12 protein-coding genes are annotated in these 15,659 nt (G+C 74.1%); 9 read left to right on the top strand and 3 right to left on the bottom strand.

Annotated elements, in window-relative coordinates:
• Nucleotides 1-6: 6 nt before the first annotated feature.
• Nucleotides 7-1,338 (bottom strand): homogentisate 1,2-dioxygenase, encoded by a 1,332-nt coding sequence (gene hmgA / locus AC07FJ_RS24550; protein ID WP_479051444.1) that lies wholly within the window; start codon nucleotides 1,336-1,338, stop codon nucleotides 7-9.
• A 253-nt stretch (nucleotides 1,339-1,591) separates the two neighbouring features.
• Between hmgA and AC07FJ_RS24545 the strand changes: the two genes are divergently transcribed.
• From AC07FJ_RS24545 to AC07FJ_RS24530, 4 genes are all read left to right on the top strand, one after another.
• Nucleotides 1,592-2,425 (top strand): TetR/AcrR family transcriptional regulator, encoded by an 834-nt coding sequence (locus AC07FJ_RS24545; RefSeq protein ID WP_479051443.1) that lies wholly within the window; start codon nucleotides 1,592-1,594, stop codon nucleotides 2,423-2,425.
• 99 nt (nucleotides 2,426-2,524) lie between these two features.
• A complete protein-coding gene (locus AC07FJ_RS24540; RefSeq protein WP_479051442.1) occupies nucleotides 2,525-4,723 on the top strand; it encodes a molybdopterin oxidoreductase family protein in 2,199 nt (732 codons plus the stop codon).
• A gap of 122 nt (nucleotides 4,724-4,845) precedes the next feature.
• Nucleotides 4,846-6,237 (top strand): CitMHS family transporter, encoded by a 1,392-nt coding sequence (locus AC07FJ_RS24535; protein WP_479051441.1) that lies wholly within the window; start codon nucleotides 4,846-4,848, stop codon nucleotides 6,235-6,237.
• On the top strand, nucleotides 6,237-7,505 hold the full coding sequence (locus tag AC07FJ_RS24530) for an MFS transporter (RefSeq protein WP_479051440.1): 1,269 nt from the start codon (nucleotides 6,237-6,239) through the stop codon (nucleotides 7,503-7,505). Before AC07FJ_RS24535 ends, AC07FJ_RS24530 begins: the two co-directional genes overlap by 1 nt.
• A gap of 122 nt (nucleotides 7,506-7,627) precedes the next feature.
• Here the strand turns inward: AC07FJ_RS24530 and AC07FJ_RS24525 are convergent, their stop codons facing one another.
• Complete coding sequence (locus AC07FJ_RS24525; protein ID WP_479051439.1) at nucleotides 7,628-8,266, bottom strand: TetR/AcrR family transcriptional regulator; 639 nt, start codon at nucleotides 8,264-8,266, stop codon at nucleotides 7,628-7,630.
• Between the two features lie 134 nt (nucleotides 8,267-8,400).
• On the opposite strand from AC07FJ_RS24525, the gene AC07FJ_RS24520 reads away from it, so the two are divergent.
• From AC07FJ_RS24520 to AC07FJ_RS24500, 5 genes are all read left to right on the top strand, one after another.
• A complete protein-coding gene (locus AC07FJ_RS24520; RefSeq protein WP_479051438.1) occupies nucleotides 8,401-9,927 on the top strand; it encodes an APC family permease in 1,527 nt (508 codons plus the stop codon).
• A complete protein-coding gene (locus AC07FJ_RS24515) occupies nucleotides 9,924-11,504 on the top strand; it encodes an amidohydrolase (RefSeq protein ID WP_479051437.1) in 1,581 nt (526 codons plus the stop codon). The genes AC07FJ_RS24520 and AC07FJ_RS24515 overlap by 4 nt, the downstream gene beginning before the upstream one ends.
• 107 nt (nucleotides 11,505-11,611) lie before the next feature.
• Entirely contained in the window at nucleotides 11,612-12,091 is a 480-nt protein-coding gene (locus tag AC07FJ_RS24510) for a DUF3574 domain-containing protein (protein ID WP_479051436.1), read from the top strand.
• Between the two features lie 122 nt (nucleotides 12,092-12,213).
• Nucleotides 12,214-13,608 carry an aldehyde dehydrogenase family protein gene (locus tag AC07FJ_RS24505; protein WP_479051435.1) on the top strand — a complete coding sequence of 465 codons (1,395 nt, stop codon included), beginning with the start codon at nucleotides 12,214-12,216 and terminating at the stop codon, nucleotides 13,606-13,608.
• Nucleotides 13,609-13,628: 20 nt separating this feature from the next.
• On the top strand, nucleotides 13,629-14,708 hold the full coding sequence (locus tag AC07FJ_RS24500; RefSeq protein ID WP_479051434.1) for a Zn-dependent alcohol dehydrogenase: 1,080 nt from the start codon (nucleotides 13,629-13,631) through the stop codon (nucleotides 14,706-14,708).
• Here the strand turns inward: AC07FJ_RS24500 and AC07FJ_RS24495 are convergent.
• Nucleotides 14,705-15,640, bottom strand: coding sequence for a DMT family transporter (locus tag AC07FJ_RS24495; RefSeq protein ID WP_479051433.1), 936 nt, complete (start codon nucleotides 15,638-15,640; stop codon nucleotides 14,705-14,707). The genes AC07FJ_RS24500 and AC07FJ_RS24495 overlap by 4 nt on opposite strands.
• Between the last annotated feature and the right edge of the window lie 19 nt (nucleotides 15,641-15,659).

Raw genomic sequence — 15,659 nt, 5'->3', positions numbered from 1 at the left:
TCCGTACTACGGCCGAAAGTGGCGCTCAAGACCCTGCCACACGTCGTCGTAGCCCCGCTGAAGGTGGTCGGCGTTCGCCGCCTGGGCGGTGGCGGTGACCGGCCAGCGCGTCTCGAACATGAAGGCGAGACCGTCGTCGATCTTCTGCGGCTTCAGCTCGGCGGCGCTCGCCTTGTCGAAGGTCTCCCGGTCCGGGCCGTGCGCGGACATCATGTTGTGCAGCGAGCCGCCCCCGGGCACGAAGCCCTCGGCCTTGGCGTCGTACGCGCCCTCGATCAGGCCCATGTACTCGCTCATCACGTTGCGGTGGAAGTACGGCGGGCGGAAGGTGTCCTCGCCGACCAGCCAGCGCGGCGCGAAGACGACGAAGTCGACGCCCGCGAGGCCGGGGGTGTCGGAGGGCGAGGTGAGCACGGTGAAGATCGACGGGTCGGGGTGGTCGTACGAGATCGTCCCGATGACGTTGAAGGTGCGCAGGTCGTAGACGTACGGCACGTGGTTGCCGTGCCAGGCGACGACGTCCAGCGGGGAGTGGCCGTACGTCGCGGTCCAGAGGTTGCCGCAGTACTTGTTCACCACCTCGACGTCGCCCTCGACGTCCTCGTACGCCGCGACCGGCGCGCGGAAGTCCCGCGGGTTGGCGAGGCCGTTGGCGCCGATGGGGCCGAGGTCGGGGAGCTGGAAGGGCTGGCCGTAGTTCTCGCACACGTACCCGCGCGCGGTCTCGTCCAGCAGCTCCACGCGGAAGCGGACGCCGCGCGGGATCAGGGCCACGTCGCCGGGGCGGGCGGCGAGGATGCCGAACTCCGTGCGCAGCAGCAGGCCGCCGCGCTCGGGGACGATCAGCAGCTCGCCGTCGGCGTCGCTGAACACCCGGTCCATGGGGGCGTTCGCGTGGTACAGGTGCACGGCCATGCCGGTGCGCTGGGTGACGTCGCCGTTGCCGCCCAGGGTCCACAGACCGGCCAGCCAGTCGGTGCCGGGCGCCGGGTCCGGCAGCGGGTTCCAGCGCAGCCGGTTGGGGTCGGGGACGGTCTCGGTGAAGGGCGCCGTGCGCAGGGCGCCGTTGTCGGTGCGTACGAACGGCGGGTGCGCGGCCGAGGGGCGGATGCGGTAGAGCCACGAGCGGCGGTTGTGCGCGCGGGGCTCGGTGAACGCGGTGCCGCTCAGCTGCTCGGCGTACAGGCCGAGGGGCGCGCGCTGCGGGGAGTTCCGCCCGAGCGGCAGCGCGCCGGGCAGGGCCTCGGAGCTGTGCTCGTTGCCGAAGCCGGGGGAGTACTCGAGGGCGTCGGCGAGCTTGCGCGCCTGGACCGCCCGTTCGGTGTCGTTGATCGTCATCGCCCGCTCCTGCTCAGAAGGAATCCGGAATCCTATGTAAGACCGTAGGATTCCATGGCGCCCCCCGTCAACGGTCCACTGGCCGGAGGGGTGCGGCTTGGACGGCTCCGGTGCCACCACGGTTCCGGTGCGGGCGCGCGGTTTCCGGCGCGGTGGTGGGGTTTCCGGCGCGGTGGTGGGTTTCCGGCGCGGTGGTGGAGCCCGGTGCGCTTCCCGGCGGACATGGCCCGGGGGCGGCGGCATGATGGGGCGCGTGCCCCAGCCCAGCCGGACCGGCTCCCTCCGCCGCACGCCAGTCCAGCGGCGCAGCGCCGAGCGCCTGGCCCGCATCCTCGACGCCTGCGCGGAAGTCCTCGACGAGACCGGGTACGAAGCGCTGAGCACGCGCGCGGTCGCCGTCCGCGCCGGTGTGCCGATCGGCTCGGTCTACCGCTTCTTCGCCGACAAGCGCGCCATGGCCGCCGCCCTCGCCCGGCGCAACCTCGACGGCTACGCCGAGCGCGTCGCCGCCCGCCTCGCCGCGCTGCCGCCCGCACCGCCCGGGGGCGCGCCGCCGGAGGTGCCGTCGGTCCCGGCGGAAGGGGCGGTGCCGGGTGCGGTGCCGGGTGTCTGGGCGGGTGGGGCGCCGGACGCGGCGCCGCGTGCGTCGGCGGGCGCGCCGCCGGAGGTGCCGTCGGTCCCGGTAGAAGGGGCGGCGCCGGGTGCGGTGCCGGGTGTCTGGGCGGGCGCGCCGCCGGACGCGTACGCCGTCGTCGACGTCGTCCTGGACGAGTACCTCGCGATGAAGCGCACCGTGCCGGGCTTCGCGCTGGTCGACTTCGGGGTGCCGGCCCCGGCCGGCCCCGGCGGGGACGACGAGCCCAACCACCTCGTCGCCGACCGGCTCTGCGGGCTGCTCGCCACCCACCTCCGCCGCCCGCCCGACCGCCCGCTCGACGTCGTGATGCGCCGCAAGGTGCTCGTGGCCGTCGAGGCCGCCGACGCGCTCCTCCGGCTCGCCTTCCGTACCGACCCGGCGGGGGACCCCGCCCTCATCGCCGAGACCCGCGCGCTGCTCCACGCCTACCTGGGGCCCGTCCTGGCGTGAGCCGGCCGCCCCGGTGCGACGGCAAGGCCATCGCCACCGTGCCTACCGGTCGGTATGCTCGCGACACCGCGCGTCACCGCCGCTGTCCCGGAGGCCTCCATGCCCACCGCCCTGCGCATCTGCCCGCTCTGCGAAGCCACCTGCGGGCTCACCCTCACCCTCGACGGCCCCCGCGTCACCGGCGCCCGGGGCGACCGGGACGACGTGTTCAGCGAGGGCTTCATCTGCCCCAAGGGCGCGTCCTTCGGCGAGATCGACGCCGACCCCGACCGGCTCCGCACACCGCTGCTCCGCGAGGACGGCGTCCTGCGGGAAGCGAGCTGGGACGAGGCGTTCGACACCATCGCCCGCCGCCTGCCGCCGCTCGTCGAGCGGTACGGCTCCGACGCCCTCGGGGTCGTCCTCGGCAACCCCAACGTCCACACCATGGCCGGCGCGCTCTACCCGCCCGTGCTGCTCGGCGCGGTGCGCACCCGCAACCTCTTCACCGCCTCCACGCTCGACCAGATGCCCAAGCACGTCTCCAGCGGGCTGCTCTTCGGCGACGCCTTCGCCATCCCCGTCCCGGACCTGGACCGCACCGCGCACCTGCTGGTGATCGGCGCCAACCCCCTGGAGTCCAACGGCAGTCTGTGCACCGCCCCCGACTTCCCCGGCAGGCTGAGGGCCCTGCGCCGGCGCGGCGGCACCCTCACGGTCGTCGACCCGCGCCGCACCCGCACCGCGCGCCTCGCCGACCGGCACGTCGCCATCCGCCCCGGCACGGACGCCCTGTTGCTCGCCGCCGTCGCCCAGGTGCTCTTCGCCGAGGGGCTCACCGACCCGGGACCGCTCGCCGGGCAGGTCGAGGGGATCGAGGAAGTCGAGGCGGCCGTACGGGAGTTCACGCCCGAGGCTGTCGCCGCCGCGTGCGACGTGGACGCCGCCACCATCCGGGAGCTCGCCCGCGAGCTGGCGGCGGCGCCCTCGGCCGCCGTGTACGGGCGGATCGGCGGCAGCACCGTCGCGTACGGCACCCTCACCAACTGGCTCGTCGACGTCCTCAACGTCCTCACCGGCAACCTCGACCGGCCCGGTGGCGCCCTCTTCCCGCTCTCCGCCACCGCGCCCGCGCCCCGCCCCGCCGGGCCCGGCAAGGGCTTCGCGCTGGGCCGCTGGGCGAGCCGGGTCTCCGGGCACCCGGAGGCCAAGGGCGAACTGCCGCTCGCCGCCCTCGCGGAGGAGATCACGACCCCGGGCGACGGCCGTGTCCGCGCGCTGATCTCCATCGCCGCCAATCCGGTGCTCTCCGCGCCCGACGGCGACCGCCTCGACCACGCGCTCGCCGAGCTCGACTTCATGGTCAGCGTGGACCCGTACCTCAACGAGACCTCCCGCCACGCGCACGTGATCCTGCCCCCGCCGCCGCCCGCGCAGAGCGCCCACTTCGACTTCGCCTTCAACGGTTTCGCCGTCCGCGACCAGGTCCGCTACACCCCGGCGGCCGTCCCGCTGGAGCCCGGCCGCATGGACGAGTGCGAGATCCACGCCCGGCTGATCCTCGCCGTCACCGGCATGCACGGCGCCGAGCCCGGCGCCGTCGACGCCATGGTCATCGAGCGCACCCTCGCCAAGGCCGTGACCGAGCCCCATTCACCCGCGTACGGCGAGGACCCCGAGGAGTACGCGGCCCGGCTCGGCGGCCGCACGGGCCCGGAGCGGCGGTTGGACCTGATGCTGCGCCTCGGCCCGTACGACGGCCTCACCCTCGACCGGCTCCGGGAGCACCCGCACGGCATCGACCTGGGCCCGCTCAAGCCCCGCCTCCCGCAGGTCCTGAAGACCCGCAGCGGACGCGTCGAGCTCCTGCCGGAGCCGATCGCCGCCGACCTTCCCCGGCTGCGCGCCGCCTTGGAGCCGCGCGGCGACTCACTCGTCCTGGTCGGCCGCCGCCACCTGCGCTCCAACAACAGCTGGCTGCACAACATCCCCGCCCTCAACGGCGGCACCAACACCTGCACCCTCCAGGTCCACCCCGACGACGCCGCCCGCCTCGGCCTCACCGACGGCGCCCCCGCCCGCGTCAAGGGCGCCGGCGGCGAGCTCCAGGCCCCGGTAGAGATCACCGACGCGGTACGCAGGGGAGTGGTGAGCCTGCCGCACGGCTGGGGCCACGACCGGCCCGGCACCCGCCTGGCGGTCGCCTCGACGCGCCCCGGCGTCAACGTCAACCAGCTCCTCGACGGCACCCTGCTCGATCCGCTGTCCGGCACCGCCGTGCTCAACGGCTTCCCGGTGGAGGTGACACCCAGCCGGTGACCTGGGGTTTTGCTCGTATTGCTCACGCGTCAACACCTTGTTAACGGCTGAACGGGCCACCTAACGTCATCCGGACCGCCGCTCCCCCGGTGGAGTTCAAGGGTGAACGTTAGGTGTCCTCCATGCTGACAATCCTCGGCTTCGCCATGATCGCGACCTTCCTGGTCCTGATCATGCTGAAGAAGATGTCGCCGATCGCGGCGCTCGTCCTCATCCCCGCACTCTTCTGCGTCCTCGTCGGACAAGGCGCGCAGCTCGGCGACTACGTCATCGAAGGGGTCGGCAACCTCGCGCCCACCGCCGCGATGCTGATGTTCGCCATCGTCTACTTCGGCGTGATGATCGACGTCGGCCTCTTCGACCCGATCGTCCGGGGCATCCTGCGCTTCTGCAAGGCCGACCCGATGCGCGTGGTGGTCGGCACGGCGGTGCTCGCCGCGATCGTGTCGCTCGACGGCGACGGCTCCACCACCTTCATGATCACGGTCTCGGCGATGTACCCGCTGTACAAGCGCCTGAAGATGAGCCTCGTCGTCATGACCGGTATCGCCGCCACCGCCAACGGCGTCATGAACACCCTCCCGTGGGGCGGCCCCACCGCCCGCGCCGCCACCGCCCTCAAGCTGGACGCCGGCGACATCTTCGTACCGATGATCCCGGCCCTCGGCGTCGGCCTGCTCTTCGTCTTCGCCCTGGCGTACGTCCTCGGGCGGCGCGAGCGCAAGCGGCTGGGCTACCTGACGCTGGACGAGGCGCTGGAGCCGCAGGCCGAGACGGTGCTGGTCGCCACCGGCGGCGGAGAGGGCCGGCCCACGACGGCCGCCGCCGGCGGCGCCGACCTGCCGGAGACCGGGCCGCAGGCCGAGGACGGCTTCCAGGGCCTGGACCCGAACCGGCCCACCCTCCGCCCGAAGCTGTACTGGTTCAACGCGGCCCTCACGGTGGCCCTCCTCGCCGCCATGATCATGGAGCTGCTGCCGATCCCGGTGCTCTTCCTCATCGGCGCGGCCCTCGCCCTCACGGTCAACTTCCCCCACATGCCCGACCAGAAGGCCCGTATCGCCGCCCACGCCGACAACGTCCTCAATGTCTCGGGCATGGTCTTCGCCGCGGCCGTCTTCACCGGCGTCCTCACCGGCACCGGCATGGTCAAGCACATGGCCGACTGGCTCGTCGGCGCCATCCCCGAGGGCATGGGCCCGCACATGGCCCTCGTCACCGGCCTGCTGAGCCTCCCGCTCACGTACTTCATGTCGAACGACGGCTTCTACTTCGGCGTCCTGCCGGTCCTCGCCGAGGCCGGTGCCGCGCACGGCGTGTCGCCGCTGGAGATCGCCCGCGCCTCGCTCGTCGGCCAGGCCCTCCACATGTCGAGCCCGCTGGTGCCGGCGGTGTACGTCCTGGTCGGCATGGCGAAGGTCGAGTTCGGCGACCACACCCGCTTCACCGTGAAGTGGGCCGCGCTCACCTCGCTGGTGGTGCTCGGCGCCGGGATCCTCTTCGGCATCATCTGATGCGGCCCCGGCATACGCGGCCCCACCGGTACTGGCTGCTGCGCCTCGTCATCGCCTTCGGCTTCGCGCAGGCGGCGGTGTCGATGGCGCGGCCCGCCGTCTCCTACCGCGCCCTCTCCCTGGGCGCGGACGAGCGCGCGGTCGGCGTCATCGCGGGCGTCTACGCGCTGCTGCCGCTCTTCGCGGCCGTACCGCTCGGGCGCAGGACCGACCGGGGTCGGTGCGCGCCGCTGCTGCCCGCCGGGGTGGTGCTGATAGCGGGCGGCTGCGCGCTCAGCGGTACGGCGGGGTCCCTGCCCGCGATGGCGGCGTGGAGCGGCGTCATGGGGCTCGGGCACCTGTGCTTCGTCATCGGCGCCCAGTCGATCGTCGCCCGTCAGTCGCCGCCCGCCGCCGCCGAACAGGACCGGAACTTCGGGTACTTCACCATCGGCGCCTCGCTGGGCCAGCTCATCGGGCCGGTCGCCGCGGGCCTGCTGATCTCCGGCGAGGACGGCGCCCTGGGCCGTACGAGCGCCCTCGCCCTCGTGGTGTCGGCGGCCGTCGGAGCGGTGTCGCTGGCGTCGCTCTGGCGCATCGAGCACCGTACGGAACGGCCGGGGGCGCGCGCGGCGGCGGACAAGGTCCCCGTGCGCCGCATCCTGCGGACGCGCGGCGTGCCGGCCGGGATCTTCATCAGCCTCGCCGTCCTGTCGGCGACGGACATCCTCACCGCCTACCTGCCGGTCATCGGAGAGCACCGCTCCATCGCCCCCGCCACCATCGGGTTGCTGCTGAGCCTGCGCGCCGCCGCCACGATCGCCTGCCGCCTGGTCATGACGCCGATGATCCGGCTGCTGGGCCGCACGGTGCTGCTGACCGTCACCTGTCTGTTCGCCGGGCTGCTGTGCGCGGCGATCGCGCTGCCCGTCCCGGTGTCCGTGCTCGCGGCGATGCTGGCGGTGCTGGGCTTCTGCCTCGGTGTGGGCCAGCCGCTGTCGATGACGACCGTGGTGCGGGCCGCCCCCGACCGGGCCCGGTCCACCGCGCTGGCGCTGCGCCTGACCGGCAACCGCCTGGGCCAGGTCGCCGCGCCCGCCTCGGCGGGCCTGGTGGCGGGCGTCGCGGGCCCGGCCGCGCCGTTCGTGGTGCTGGGCGGGCTGCTGCTGGTGGCGGCGGGCCTGGGAGTACGGGTAGGGCGGCAGCCCGGCACGGCGGACGGCGAACCGGCGGAGACCGAGCCGGCACGGGCCGCCCGCCGCCACGGCGAGCGTCAACCGTCCCGCTGAGGCCGGCGCGGACTCGGGGCACCCCGCGGCTCCTGGGCCTGGTCAGGCTAGCCGAGCTCTCGCGGCTCCCGGACCCCGTCAGGCGCCGGAGCTCCGCCCGGCTCCTAGGCTCCGCCCGGCTCCTAGCCCCCGCCCGCCTCCGCGGCCGCCGCCTTCGTCGCCGCCAGCACCCTCCGGCAGTGCGCCACCAGCCCCTCCAGCGCCGCCTCGAAGGCCGCCTCGGCGCGCCCCGCGCCCACCGCCGCCAGGGCGAGCGCCAGCCGGGGCGTGCTCGTCTCGTCGGGCAGCTCCCACATCGCCTCGGGCGCCGTCAGGTCGAGCGCCGAGCCCAGGACCAGGTTCTCCAGGCCGGTCAGCAGCGGCATGACGTCCTCCGCCGCGAAGCCCGCGCCCAGCAGCAGCCCGACGGCCTGCTCGTACTGCTCCAGCACCTTGGGCGCGCGCACCGGTGACGTCATGAGCAGCGGGATGACGCGCGGGTGCGCGGCGAAGGCGGCGCGGTAGGAGCGGGCCCAGGCGATCAGGGCCTCGTCCCACGGGGCCGCTTCGAGGGTCGCCGTGTCGACGGCCGCGCACACCCGCTCACGCATCAGTTCGACGATGCCGTCCCGGCCGTCCACATGGTGGTACACCGAGGCCGTCTGCACCCCGAGCCGCCGGGCGATCTGCGGAACGCTGAACTCCCCTTGCTCCGCCACCAGTTCGAGCGCCGTCGTGGTGATGCGCGCCCGGTCGAGCAGTGGCGTGCGCGGCCGTCCCATCGTCGCGTCCCCTTCGTGAGGTCTTCCCGGATGCCCCCACGGAGGCTACATTGCCGCAACCGAAAGCCTTTAGGTTTCCCGGTTCCCCCAGGCCGTAGCCCCCGCTCCCGTACGCAGAAGGGCTCAGCACACCCATGTCCGTGACCTCCGACCAGGCGTCCCCGGAGAGAGCCGGCGGGCCCGCGTCGCCCGCCGTCCGGCTCCGTACCGGCACGCTCGGAACCTCCGACATCGCCTTCTTCGTCATCTCCGCCGCCGCTCCGCTCACCGTCATGGCGGGCGTCGCGCCCATCGCCATCGTGCTCGGCGGGATCGGCGCCCCCGTCGGGTACCTGATCGCCGGCGTCACCCTCGCGGTCTTCGCCGTCGGCTTCACCACCATGAGCCGCCACGTCCGCAGCGGCGGCGCCTTCTACGCGTACATCACCCGGGGCCTCGGCAAACCCGCCGGGGTCGGCGCCGCCCTCCTCGCCCTGATCGGCTACAACGGCATGGAGATCGGGGTCTACGGCCTCCTCGGCACCGCCACCGCCGACACCGCCCACGCCCTGTGGGGCGTCGACATCCCCTGGCTGCCGGTCTCCCTCGCCGGGCTGCTGCTCATCTGGTACGGCGGCTACCGCTCCATCGACTTCGGCGCCAAGGTCCTCGGCGTCCTGCTCGTCGCCGAGACCGGCATACTCGTCCTCCTCGCGGGCGGCGTACTTCTCAAGGGGGGCGCGCACGGCCTCTCGCTCGCGTCCTTCGCGCCCGACAGCTTCCTGGTGCCCGGCACGGCCGCCGTCCTCGCCTTCGCGTTCACCGCCTTCACCGGATTCGAGTCCACGGTGATCTACCGCCGCGAGGCCCGCGACCCCGGCCGCACCATCCCCCGGGCGACGTACATCGCCGTGTGCTTCCTCGGGCTCTTCTACGCCTTCATCGTCTGGACCGTGATCCAGGCCTTCGGTGACGCGCAGGTCGTCGAGGCGGCGGGCGACGACGCCGGCGGGCTGTTCTTCGCCGCCATCACCACCTTCGTGGGCGGCTGGGCCGCGGACCTGATGCACGTCTTCATCGTGACCAGCATCCTCGCCTCGCTGCTGGCCTTCCACAACGCCATCAACCGCTACGGCCTCGCCCTCGCCGAGGAGGGCGTCCTGCCCCGCGCCTTCGCCACGGTGCAGCCGCGCCACCGCTCGCCGTACGTCGTCGGCGCCGCCCAGACCGTCCTCGGCCTGGTCCTGGTCCTCGCCTTCGCGCTCGCCGGCGCCGACCCGTACACCCAGCTCCTGCTGTGGCTCAACACCCCCGGCGGCCTCGGCTTGATGGCGCTCCAGCTGCTCGCCGCCCTCGCCATCCCGTGCTACTTCCGCCGCGTCCGCCACACCGAGGGCGTCGTACGGACGGTGGTCGCGCCCGTCGCCGCAGCCGTGCTGCTCACCGCCGCGATCGGACTGGTCGTTTCGAAGATCGACGTGTTCACGGGGGCCTCCACCACCGTCAACACCATCCTGGTCGCGCTCGTACCGGCCGTCTTCGTCGTCGGTGTGCTGCTCGCCTTCCGGCTGCGGCGCACCCGCCCGGAGGTGTACGCGCGCTTCGCCGAGGAGCCGGAAGACCCGGCGGACACCACCGACCCGGCGGACACCACCGACATCGAGCAGGGAGTACGCACGTGACCGCAGCCGACCTCGTCCTCACCGGCGCCCGGGTCCGCACCCTCGACCCCACCCGTCCGCACGCCACCGCCGTGGCCGTACGGGACGGCCTCATCGCCGCCGTCGGCGACGCCGCCGACGTACCGGAGTGGACCGGCCCCGGTACCGAGACCGTCGACCTCGCCGGAGCCACCGTCACCCCCGGCCTCACCGACTCCCACAGCCACCCCGTCTGGGGCCTGGAGATGGCGACCGGACTCGACCTCTCCGCCGTCACCGACCTGGACGGACTGCGGGCGGCGCTGCGCGGCGCCGAGCGCACCGGCGGCTGGGTCGTCGCGTACGGCCTCGACCACAACACCTTCGGCGGCCGCCCCGTCGACCGGGCGCTCATCGAGGAGGCGCTGCCCGGCGTCCCCGTCTTCATCCGCCTGTACGACGGCCACTCCGCGCTCGCCAACGGGGCCGCGCTGCGGGCCGCGGGCATCGACGGGCCCCGCTCGTTCGACCAGCGCTCCGAGATCGTGTGCGACGCGGACGGGCGGCCCACCGGCCATCTGATCGAGCACGCCGCCATGGCGCTGGTCACCGCGGTGGTGCCGAAGCCCTCCCGGGCCGAGCGGCGCGCCCGGCTCGTCGAGCTGCTGTCCGCCATGGCCGCGACCGGCCTGACCGGCGCCCACGTCATGGACCTCGGCGACGGCGACGTACCGGAACTGCTGGCCTCCGTCGAGGAGGCGGCCGACCTGCCGCTGCGGCTGCGGCTGGCCCCGTGGTGCATGCCCGGCGCCGACGAGGAGGCGCTGGACGAGCTCGTGGCCCTGCAGCGGCTGCGCGGAAGGGACTGGCTCGTCGGCGGCGTGAAGTTCTTCATGGACGGCACCGTCGAGGGCGGCACGGCCTGGCTGGAGCACGCCGACTGCCACGGCCAGGGCACCGACGCCTTCTGGCCGGACCCGGCCGCGTACAGCGCCGCCGTACGCCGGCTCCACGCGGCGGGCGTACGGACCGCCACCCACGCGATCGGTGACGCCGCCGTACGGCACGTCCTCGACACCGTCGAGGCTCTGGGGGAGAGCGGGCACCTCAGGCACCGGATCGAGCACATCGAGACGCTCCCCGCCGATCAGCTCGCCCGCTTCGCCGACCTCGGCGTCATCGCCTCCATGCAGCCGCCGCACACCGCGTACACGCGCGCCGACCACACCGACGAGTGGTCCAGGCGCCTCGGCGACGAGCGGGCGTCGCGCGCCTGGCGCTGCCGCGACCTGCGGGACGTGGGGGCCTACCTCGCGCTCGGCTCCGACTGGCCGATCGCCCACTACGACGCCCGGCAGGTGCTCGCCACCGCCCGCGCGCCGCGCGGGGCCGCTTCGGCGGGCCGGGGGCTGACCGGGCTGATGGCCCTGGAGGGGTGCACCACGCACGCGGCGGTCGCGGCGGGCGAGCAGGCCGTGGCGGGCCGCGTCGCGCCGGGCCTGCGCGCCGACCTGACGGCGTTCGCGGTGGACCCGGTGGAGGCACCGGCCGACGAGGTCGCCGAGGCGCCGGTCCGGCTCACGGTCGCGGCGGGGCGGGTGACGCACCGGGAGGTGTAGAGGCCGCCACCGACGCGCGGATCCGGTCGAGTTCGGTGCTTCGGCCGGATCGCGCGTCGGTGGACTGCCAGAGTGATCGGCGCTCCCCCCGTACGAAAGGGCCCGCCATGCCGATCCTCGCCGCCGCCACCCGCACCCGCGCCCGCCTGGCCGTCACCACGGCGACCGTCCTGCTCGCGGTCGGCGCCCCCGCCGCGTACGCGCACCTCGACCCCTTCGGCGGGCGCGACGCCGGTGGCGCGGCCACCGCCCGGGGTGCGGCCTATCTGGAGACGCGCCTGCTCTTCGGGACCGAGCGGCCCGACGGCGGCCCGGACGTCACGGACCAGCAGTTCACGGCGTTCGTCGACCGCGAGGTCACGCCCGCCTTTCCGGAGGGGCTGACCGTGCAGGACGGGCGCGGGCAGTGGCGGGACGCGAGCGGCCGGATCGAGCGGGAGCGGTCGTACGAGCTGATCCTGCTGTACCCGGTGGCGGAGGCCAAGGCCCGGGATCCGAGGATCGAGCGCATCCGCGATGCCTACCGGCTCGCCTTCGGCCAGGAGTCGGTGGCCCGCCTCGACGAACGCACCTCCGTGGACTTCTGATGTGATGTGGTCGGTCCGGCATCCTCTGGCGCCAGAAAACTACCACCGCTAGTTTGGGTGTCGGACGACCCAGTGGCACAGCCCAGTGGCACAGCTCCGAAGGCCCACACAAGGAGAAGCGGATGAAGGCCCACGACGGGATGTACATCGGCGGGGCGTGGCGGCCCGCCGCCGGCACCGACACCATCGCCGTGGTGAACCCGGCGGACGAGCAGGTCATCGCCCATGTCCCGGCCGGCACGGCCGAAGACGTCGACGCCGCGGTACGGGCCGCCCGCGCGGCCTTCCCGGCCTGGGCCGCGACCGCGCCCGCCGAGCGGGCCGCCCGGCTCACCGCCCTGCGCGACGCGCTCACCACGCGCGCGGAGGAGATGGCCGAGACCGTCACGGCGGAGCTGGGCGCGCCCCCGCAGCTCGCCCAGCAGGTGCACGTCGGCCTGCCGGTCCTGGTCACCGGCACGTACGCCGAGATGGCGGCCTCGTACCCGTTCGAGGAGAAGGTGGGCAACTCCACCGTGCTGCTCGAACCGGTCGGTGTGGTGGGCGCGATCACGCCCTGGAACTACCCGCTGCACCAGCTCGTCGCCAAGGTGGCGCCCGCCCTGGCCGCCGGGTGCACCGTCGTCCTCAAGCCCGCCGAGGACACCCCCCTGACCGCCCAGCTGTTCGCCGAGGCCGTCCACGACGCCGGTTTCCCCGCGGGGGTGTTCAACCTGGTGACGGGTCTCGGCCCGGTCGCCGGCCAGGCCCTGGCCGAGCACGAGGGGGTGGACCTGGTCTCCTTCACCGGCTCGACCGCCGTCGGCCGGAAGATCGGCGCCATCGCGGGCGCCGCCGTCAAGAAGGTCGCGCTGGAGCTCGGCGGCAAGTCCGCCAATGTCATCCTGCCCTCCGCCGACCTCGCCAAGGCGGTGACCGTCGGCATCGCCAACGCCCTGTCCAACTCCGGCCAGCGGTGCAGCGCCCTCACGCGCGTCCTGGTGCACAAGGACCAGTACGACGAGGCCGTCGCCATCGCGGCGGAGGCCGTCGCCAAGTACACCCCCGGCGACCGGCTGGGGCCGATGGTCAACGCCAAGCAGCTCCAGCGCGTGCGCGGTTACATCGAGAAGGGCGTCGAGGAGGGCGCACGGCTCGTCACGGGCGGCGCCGACGCGCCCCTCGACCGGGGCTACTACGTCAGCCCGACCGTCTTCGCGGACGTCACCCCGGAGATGACCATCGCCCAGGAGGAGATCTTCGGCCCCGTCGTGTCGATCCTGCGGTACGAGGACGAGGAGGACGCCCTGCGCATCGCCAACGGCACGGTCTACGGCCTCGCGGGTGCGGTGTGGGCCGGCGACGAGGCGGAGGCCGTCGCCTTCGCGCGCCGCATGGAGGCGGGCCAGGTCGACATCAACGGCGGCCGGTTCAACCCGCTGGCCCCCTTCGGCGGCTACAAGCAGTCGGGCGTCGGGCGCGAGCTCGGGACCCACGGCCTCGCCGAGTACCTCCAGACCAAGTCCCTCCAGTTCTGACCGCCCGGGAGAAGAAGATCGTGGTCCGCGCCGCCGTCCTGCCCGCCATAGGTGCTCCGCTGGAGATCACCGGCATCGAGCTCCCCGAGCCCGGCCCCGGCCAGGTGAGGGTCCGCCTCGCCGCCGCCGGTGTCTGCCACTCGGACCTGTCCCTGTCCAACGGCACCATGCGGGTGCCCGTCCCCGCCGTCCTCGGCCACGAGGGCGCCGGGACCGTCCTGGCCGTCGGCGAGGGCGTCACGCACGTCGCCCCCGGCGACGGCGTCGTCCTCAACTGGGCGCCGTCCTGCGGCTCCTGCCACCCCTGCTCGCTCGGCGAGGTGTGGCTGTGCGCCGACGCCCTCACCGGCGCGGGCAGCGTCTACGCCGTCACCGAGGACGGCACGGAGCTCCACCCGGGCCTGAACGTCGCCGCGTTCGCCGAGGAGACCGTCGTCGCGGCCAACTGCGTGCTGCCCGTACCGGACGGCGTCCCGCTCGTCGACGCCGCCCTGCTCGGCTGCGCGGTCCTCACCGGCTGGGGCGCGGTCCACCACTCCGCCCGCGTCCGCGCGGGCGAGTCGGTCGTCGTGTTCGGCATCGGCGGCGTGGGCCTCGCCACCCTCCAGGCGGCCCGGATCGCGGGCGCGGGACCCCTCTTCGCCGTCGACGTGTCGCCGGAGAAGGAGGAGCTCGCCCGCCGGGCCGGCGCCACGGAGTACGTGGTCGCCTCCGAGACCACCGCCAAGGAGATCCGCAAGCTCACCGGCGGGCACGGCGCCGACGTGGCCATCGAGTGCGCCGGTCGCGCCACCGCCATCCGTACCGCCTGGGACTCCACCCGGCGCGGCGGCCGCACCACGGTCGTCGGCATCGGCGGCAAGGACCAGCAGGTCACCTTCAACGCCCTGGAGATCTTCCACTGGGGCCGCACCCTGTCCGGCTGCGTGTACGGCAACTCCAACCCCGCCGAGGACCTGCCCCTCCTCGCCGGGCACATCCGGGCCGGGCGCCTCGACCTGAGCGCCCTGGTGACCGAGCGGATCGGGCTGGACGGCATCCCGGCCGCCTTCGAGAACATGATCGCGGGCAAGGGCGGCCGGGCGCTGGTCGTCTTCTAGCCCCGCCCCTGGGGCTGGTCCCGCTCCGCGACTCCCGGCCGTGCCCCGCGCGGCCGGGAGCGCGACACCGCCACACCCGCGAGGCACAGGGCGCCACCGGCCAGCGTCAGGGCGCCGGGCAGCTCGTCGAGGAACAGCCACGACATGAGCACCACCAGCGCGGGCACCGCGTACGTGGTGGCGCCCAGCCGTCCCGCCGTCGTACGGGCCAGCGCGTACGCCCACGTCGTGAACGCCAGCGCCGTCGGGAAGACGCCCAGGTAGAGCATGTTGAGCGTGGCGGACAGCGGCGCGCGGCCCGCCTCGTCGACGAGCTGTCCGGCGAACGGCAGGCACAGCACCGCGCCGGTCAGGCAGCCGTACGCCGTCGCCTGGAGGGCGCTCGCGTGCGCCAGCGCGGGCTTCTGCGCCACGACGCCCGCCGCGTACACGACCGCCGCCAGCAGGCACAGCAGCACCCCGAGGACGGAGGCGTGCCCCGCGCCGGTCCGGCCGGACATGGACAGGCCCACGGCGACCGCGCCCGCGAACGACACCGCCATCCCGGCCAGCAGGCGCGGCGGTAGCGCCTCGCCCAGCACGCGCGCGCCGAGCAGGGCGATCAGGATCGGCCCGATGTTCACGATCATCGCGGCGGTGCCCGCGTCGACCTCCTGCTCGCCCCAGTTGAGCACCACCATGTAGACGCCGAACCACAGCAGGCCCGACACCAGGATCCCGGGCCAGGCGGCGCGCGGCGGCAGCCCTTCACGCCGGATCAGCAGCACGCACCCGAGGGTGAGCGCGCCGGCGAGCAGCCGCCCCAGGGCGAGGGCGCCGGGGGAGTACGCGGCGCCTGCGCTGCGGATCGACACGAAGGCCGAGGCCCAGAGCACGACGGTGACACCGGCGGCGGCGAGCGGAAGGAGCGGTGACTTCGGGGAGTCGGTCATGGGCCGACCGTACGGCCGG

Source organism: Streptomyces sp. NPDC045998 (genome assembly GCF_056430285.1).
The sequence above is the reverse complement of the archived record's forward strand: the minus strand, read 5'-3'. Positions and strand labels throughout refer to the sequence as shown.

Coding starts and splice junctions, on each gene's coding strand:
- AC07FJ_RS24525 (WP_479051439.1), bottom strand. CDS start 8,266: ATGGGACGGCCGCGCACGCCACTGCTCGACCGGGCGCGCATCACCACG.
- AC07FJ_RS24535 (WP_479051441.1), top strand. CDS start 4,846: ATGCTGACAATCCTCGGCTTCGCCATGATCGCGACCTTCCTGGTCCTG.
- AC07FJ_RS24540 (WP_479051442.1), top strand. CDS start 2,525: ATGCCCACCGCCCTGCGCATCTGCCCGCTCTGCGAAGCCACCTGCGGG.
- hmgA (WP_479051444.1), bottom strand. CDS start 1,338: ATGACGATCAACGACACCGAACGGGCGGTCCAGGCGCGCAAGCTCGCC.
- AC07FJ_RS24495 (WP_479051433.1), bottom strand. CDS start 15,640: ATGACCGACTCCCCGAAGTCACCGCTCCTTCCGCTCGCCGCCGCCGGT.
- AC07FJ_RS24530 (WP_479051440.1), top strand. CDS start 6,237: ATGCGGCCCCGGCATACGCGGCCCCACCGGTACTGGCTGCTGCGCCTC.
- AC07FJ_RS24505 (WP_479051435.1), top strand. CDS start 12,214: ATGAAGGCCCACGACGGGATGTACATCGGCGGGGCGTGGCGGCCCGCC.
- AC07FJ_RS24510 (WP_479051436.1), top strand. CDS start 11,612: ATGCCGATCCTCGCCGCCGCCACCCGCACCCGCGCCCGCCTGGCCGTC.
- AC07FJ_RS24520 (WP_479051438.1), top strand. CDS start 8,401: ATGTCCGTGACCTCCGACCAGGCGTCCCCGGAGAGAGCCGGCGGGCCC.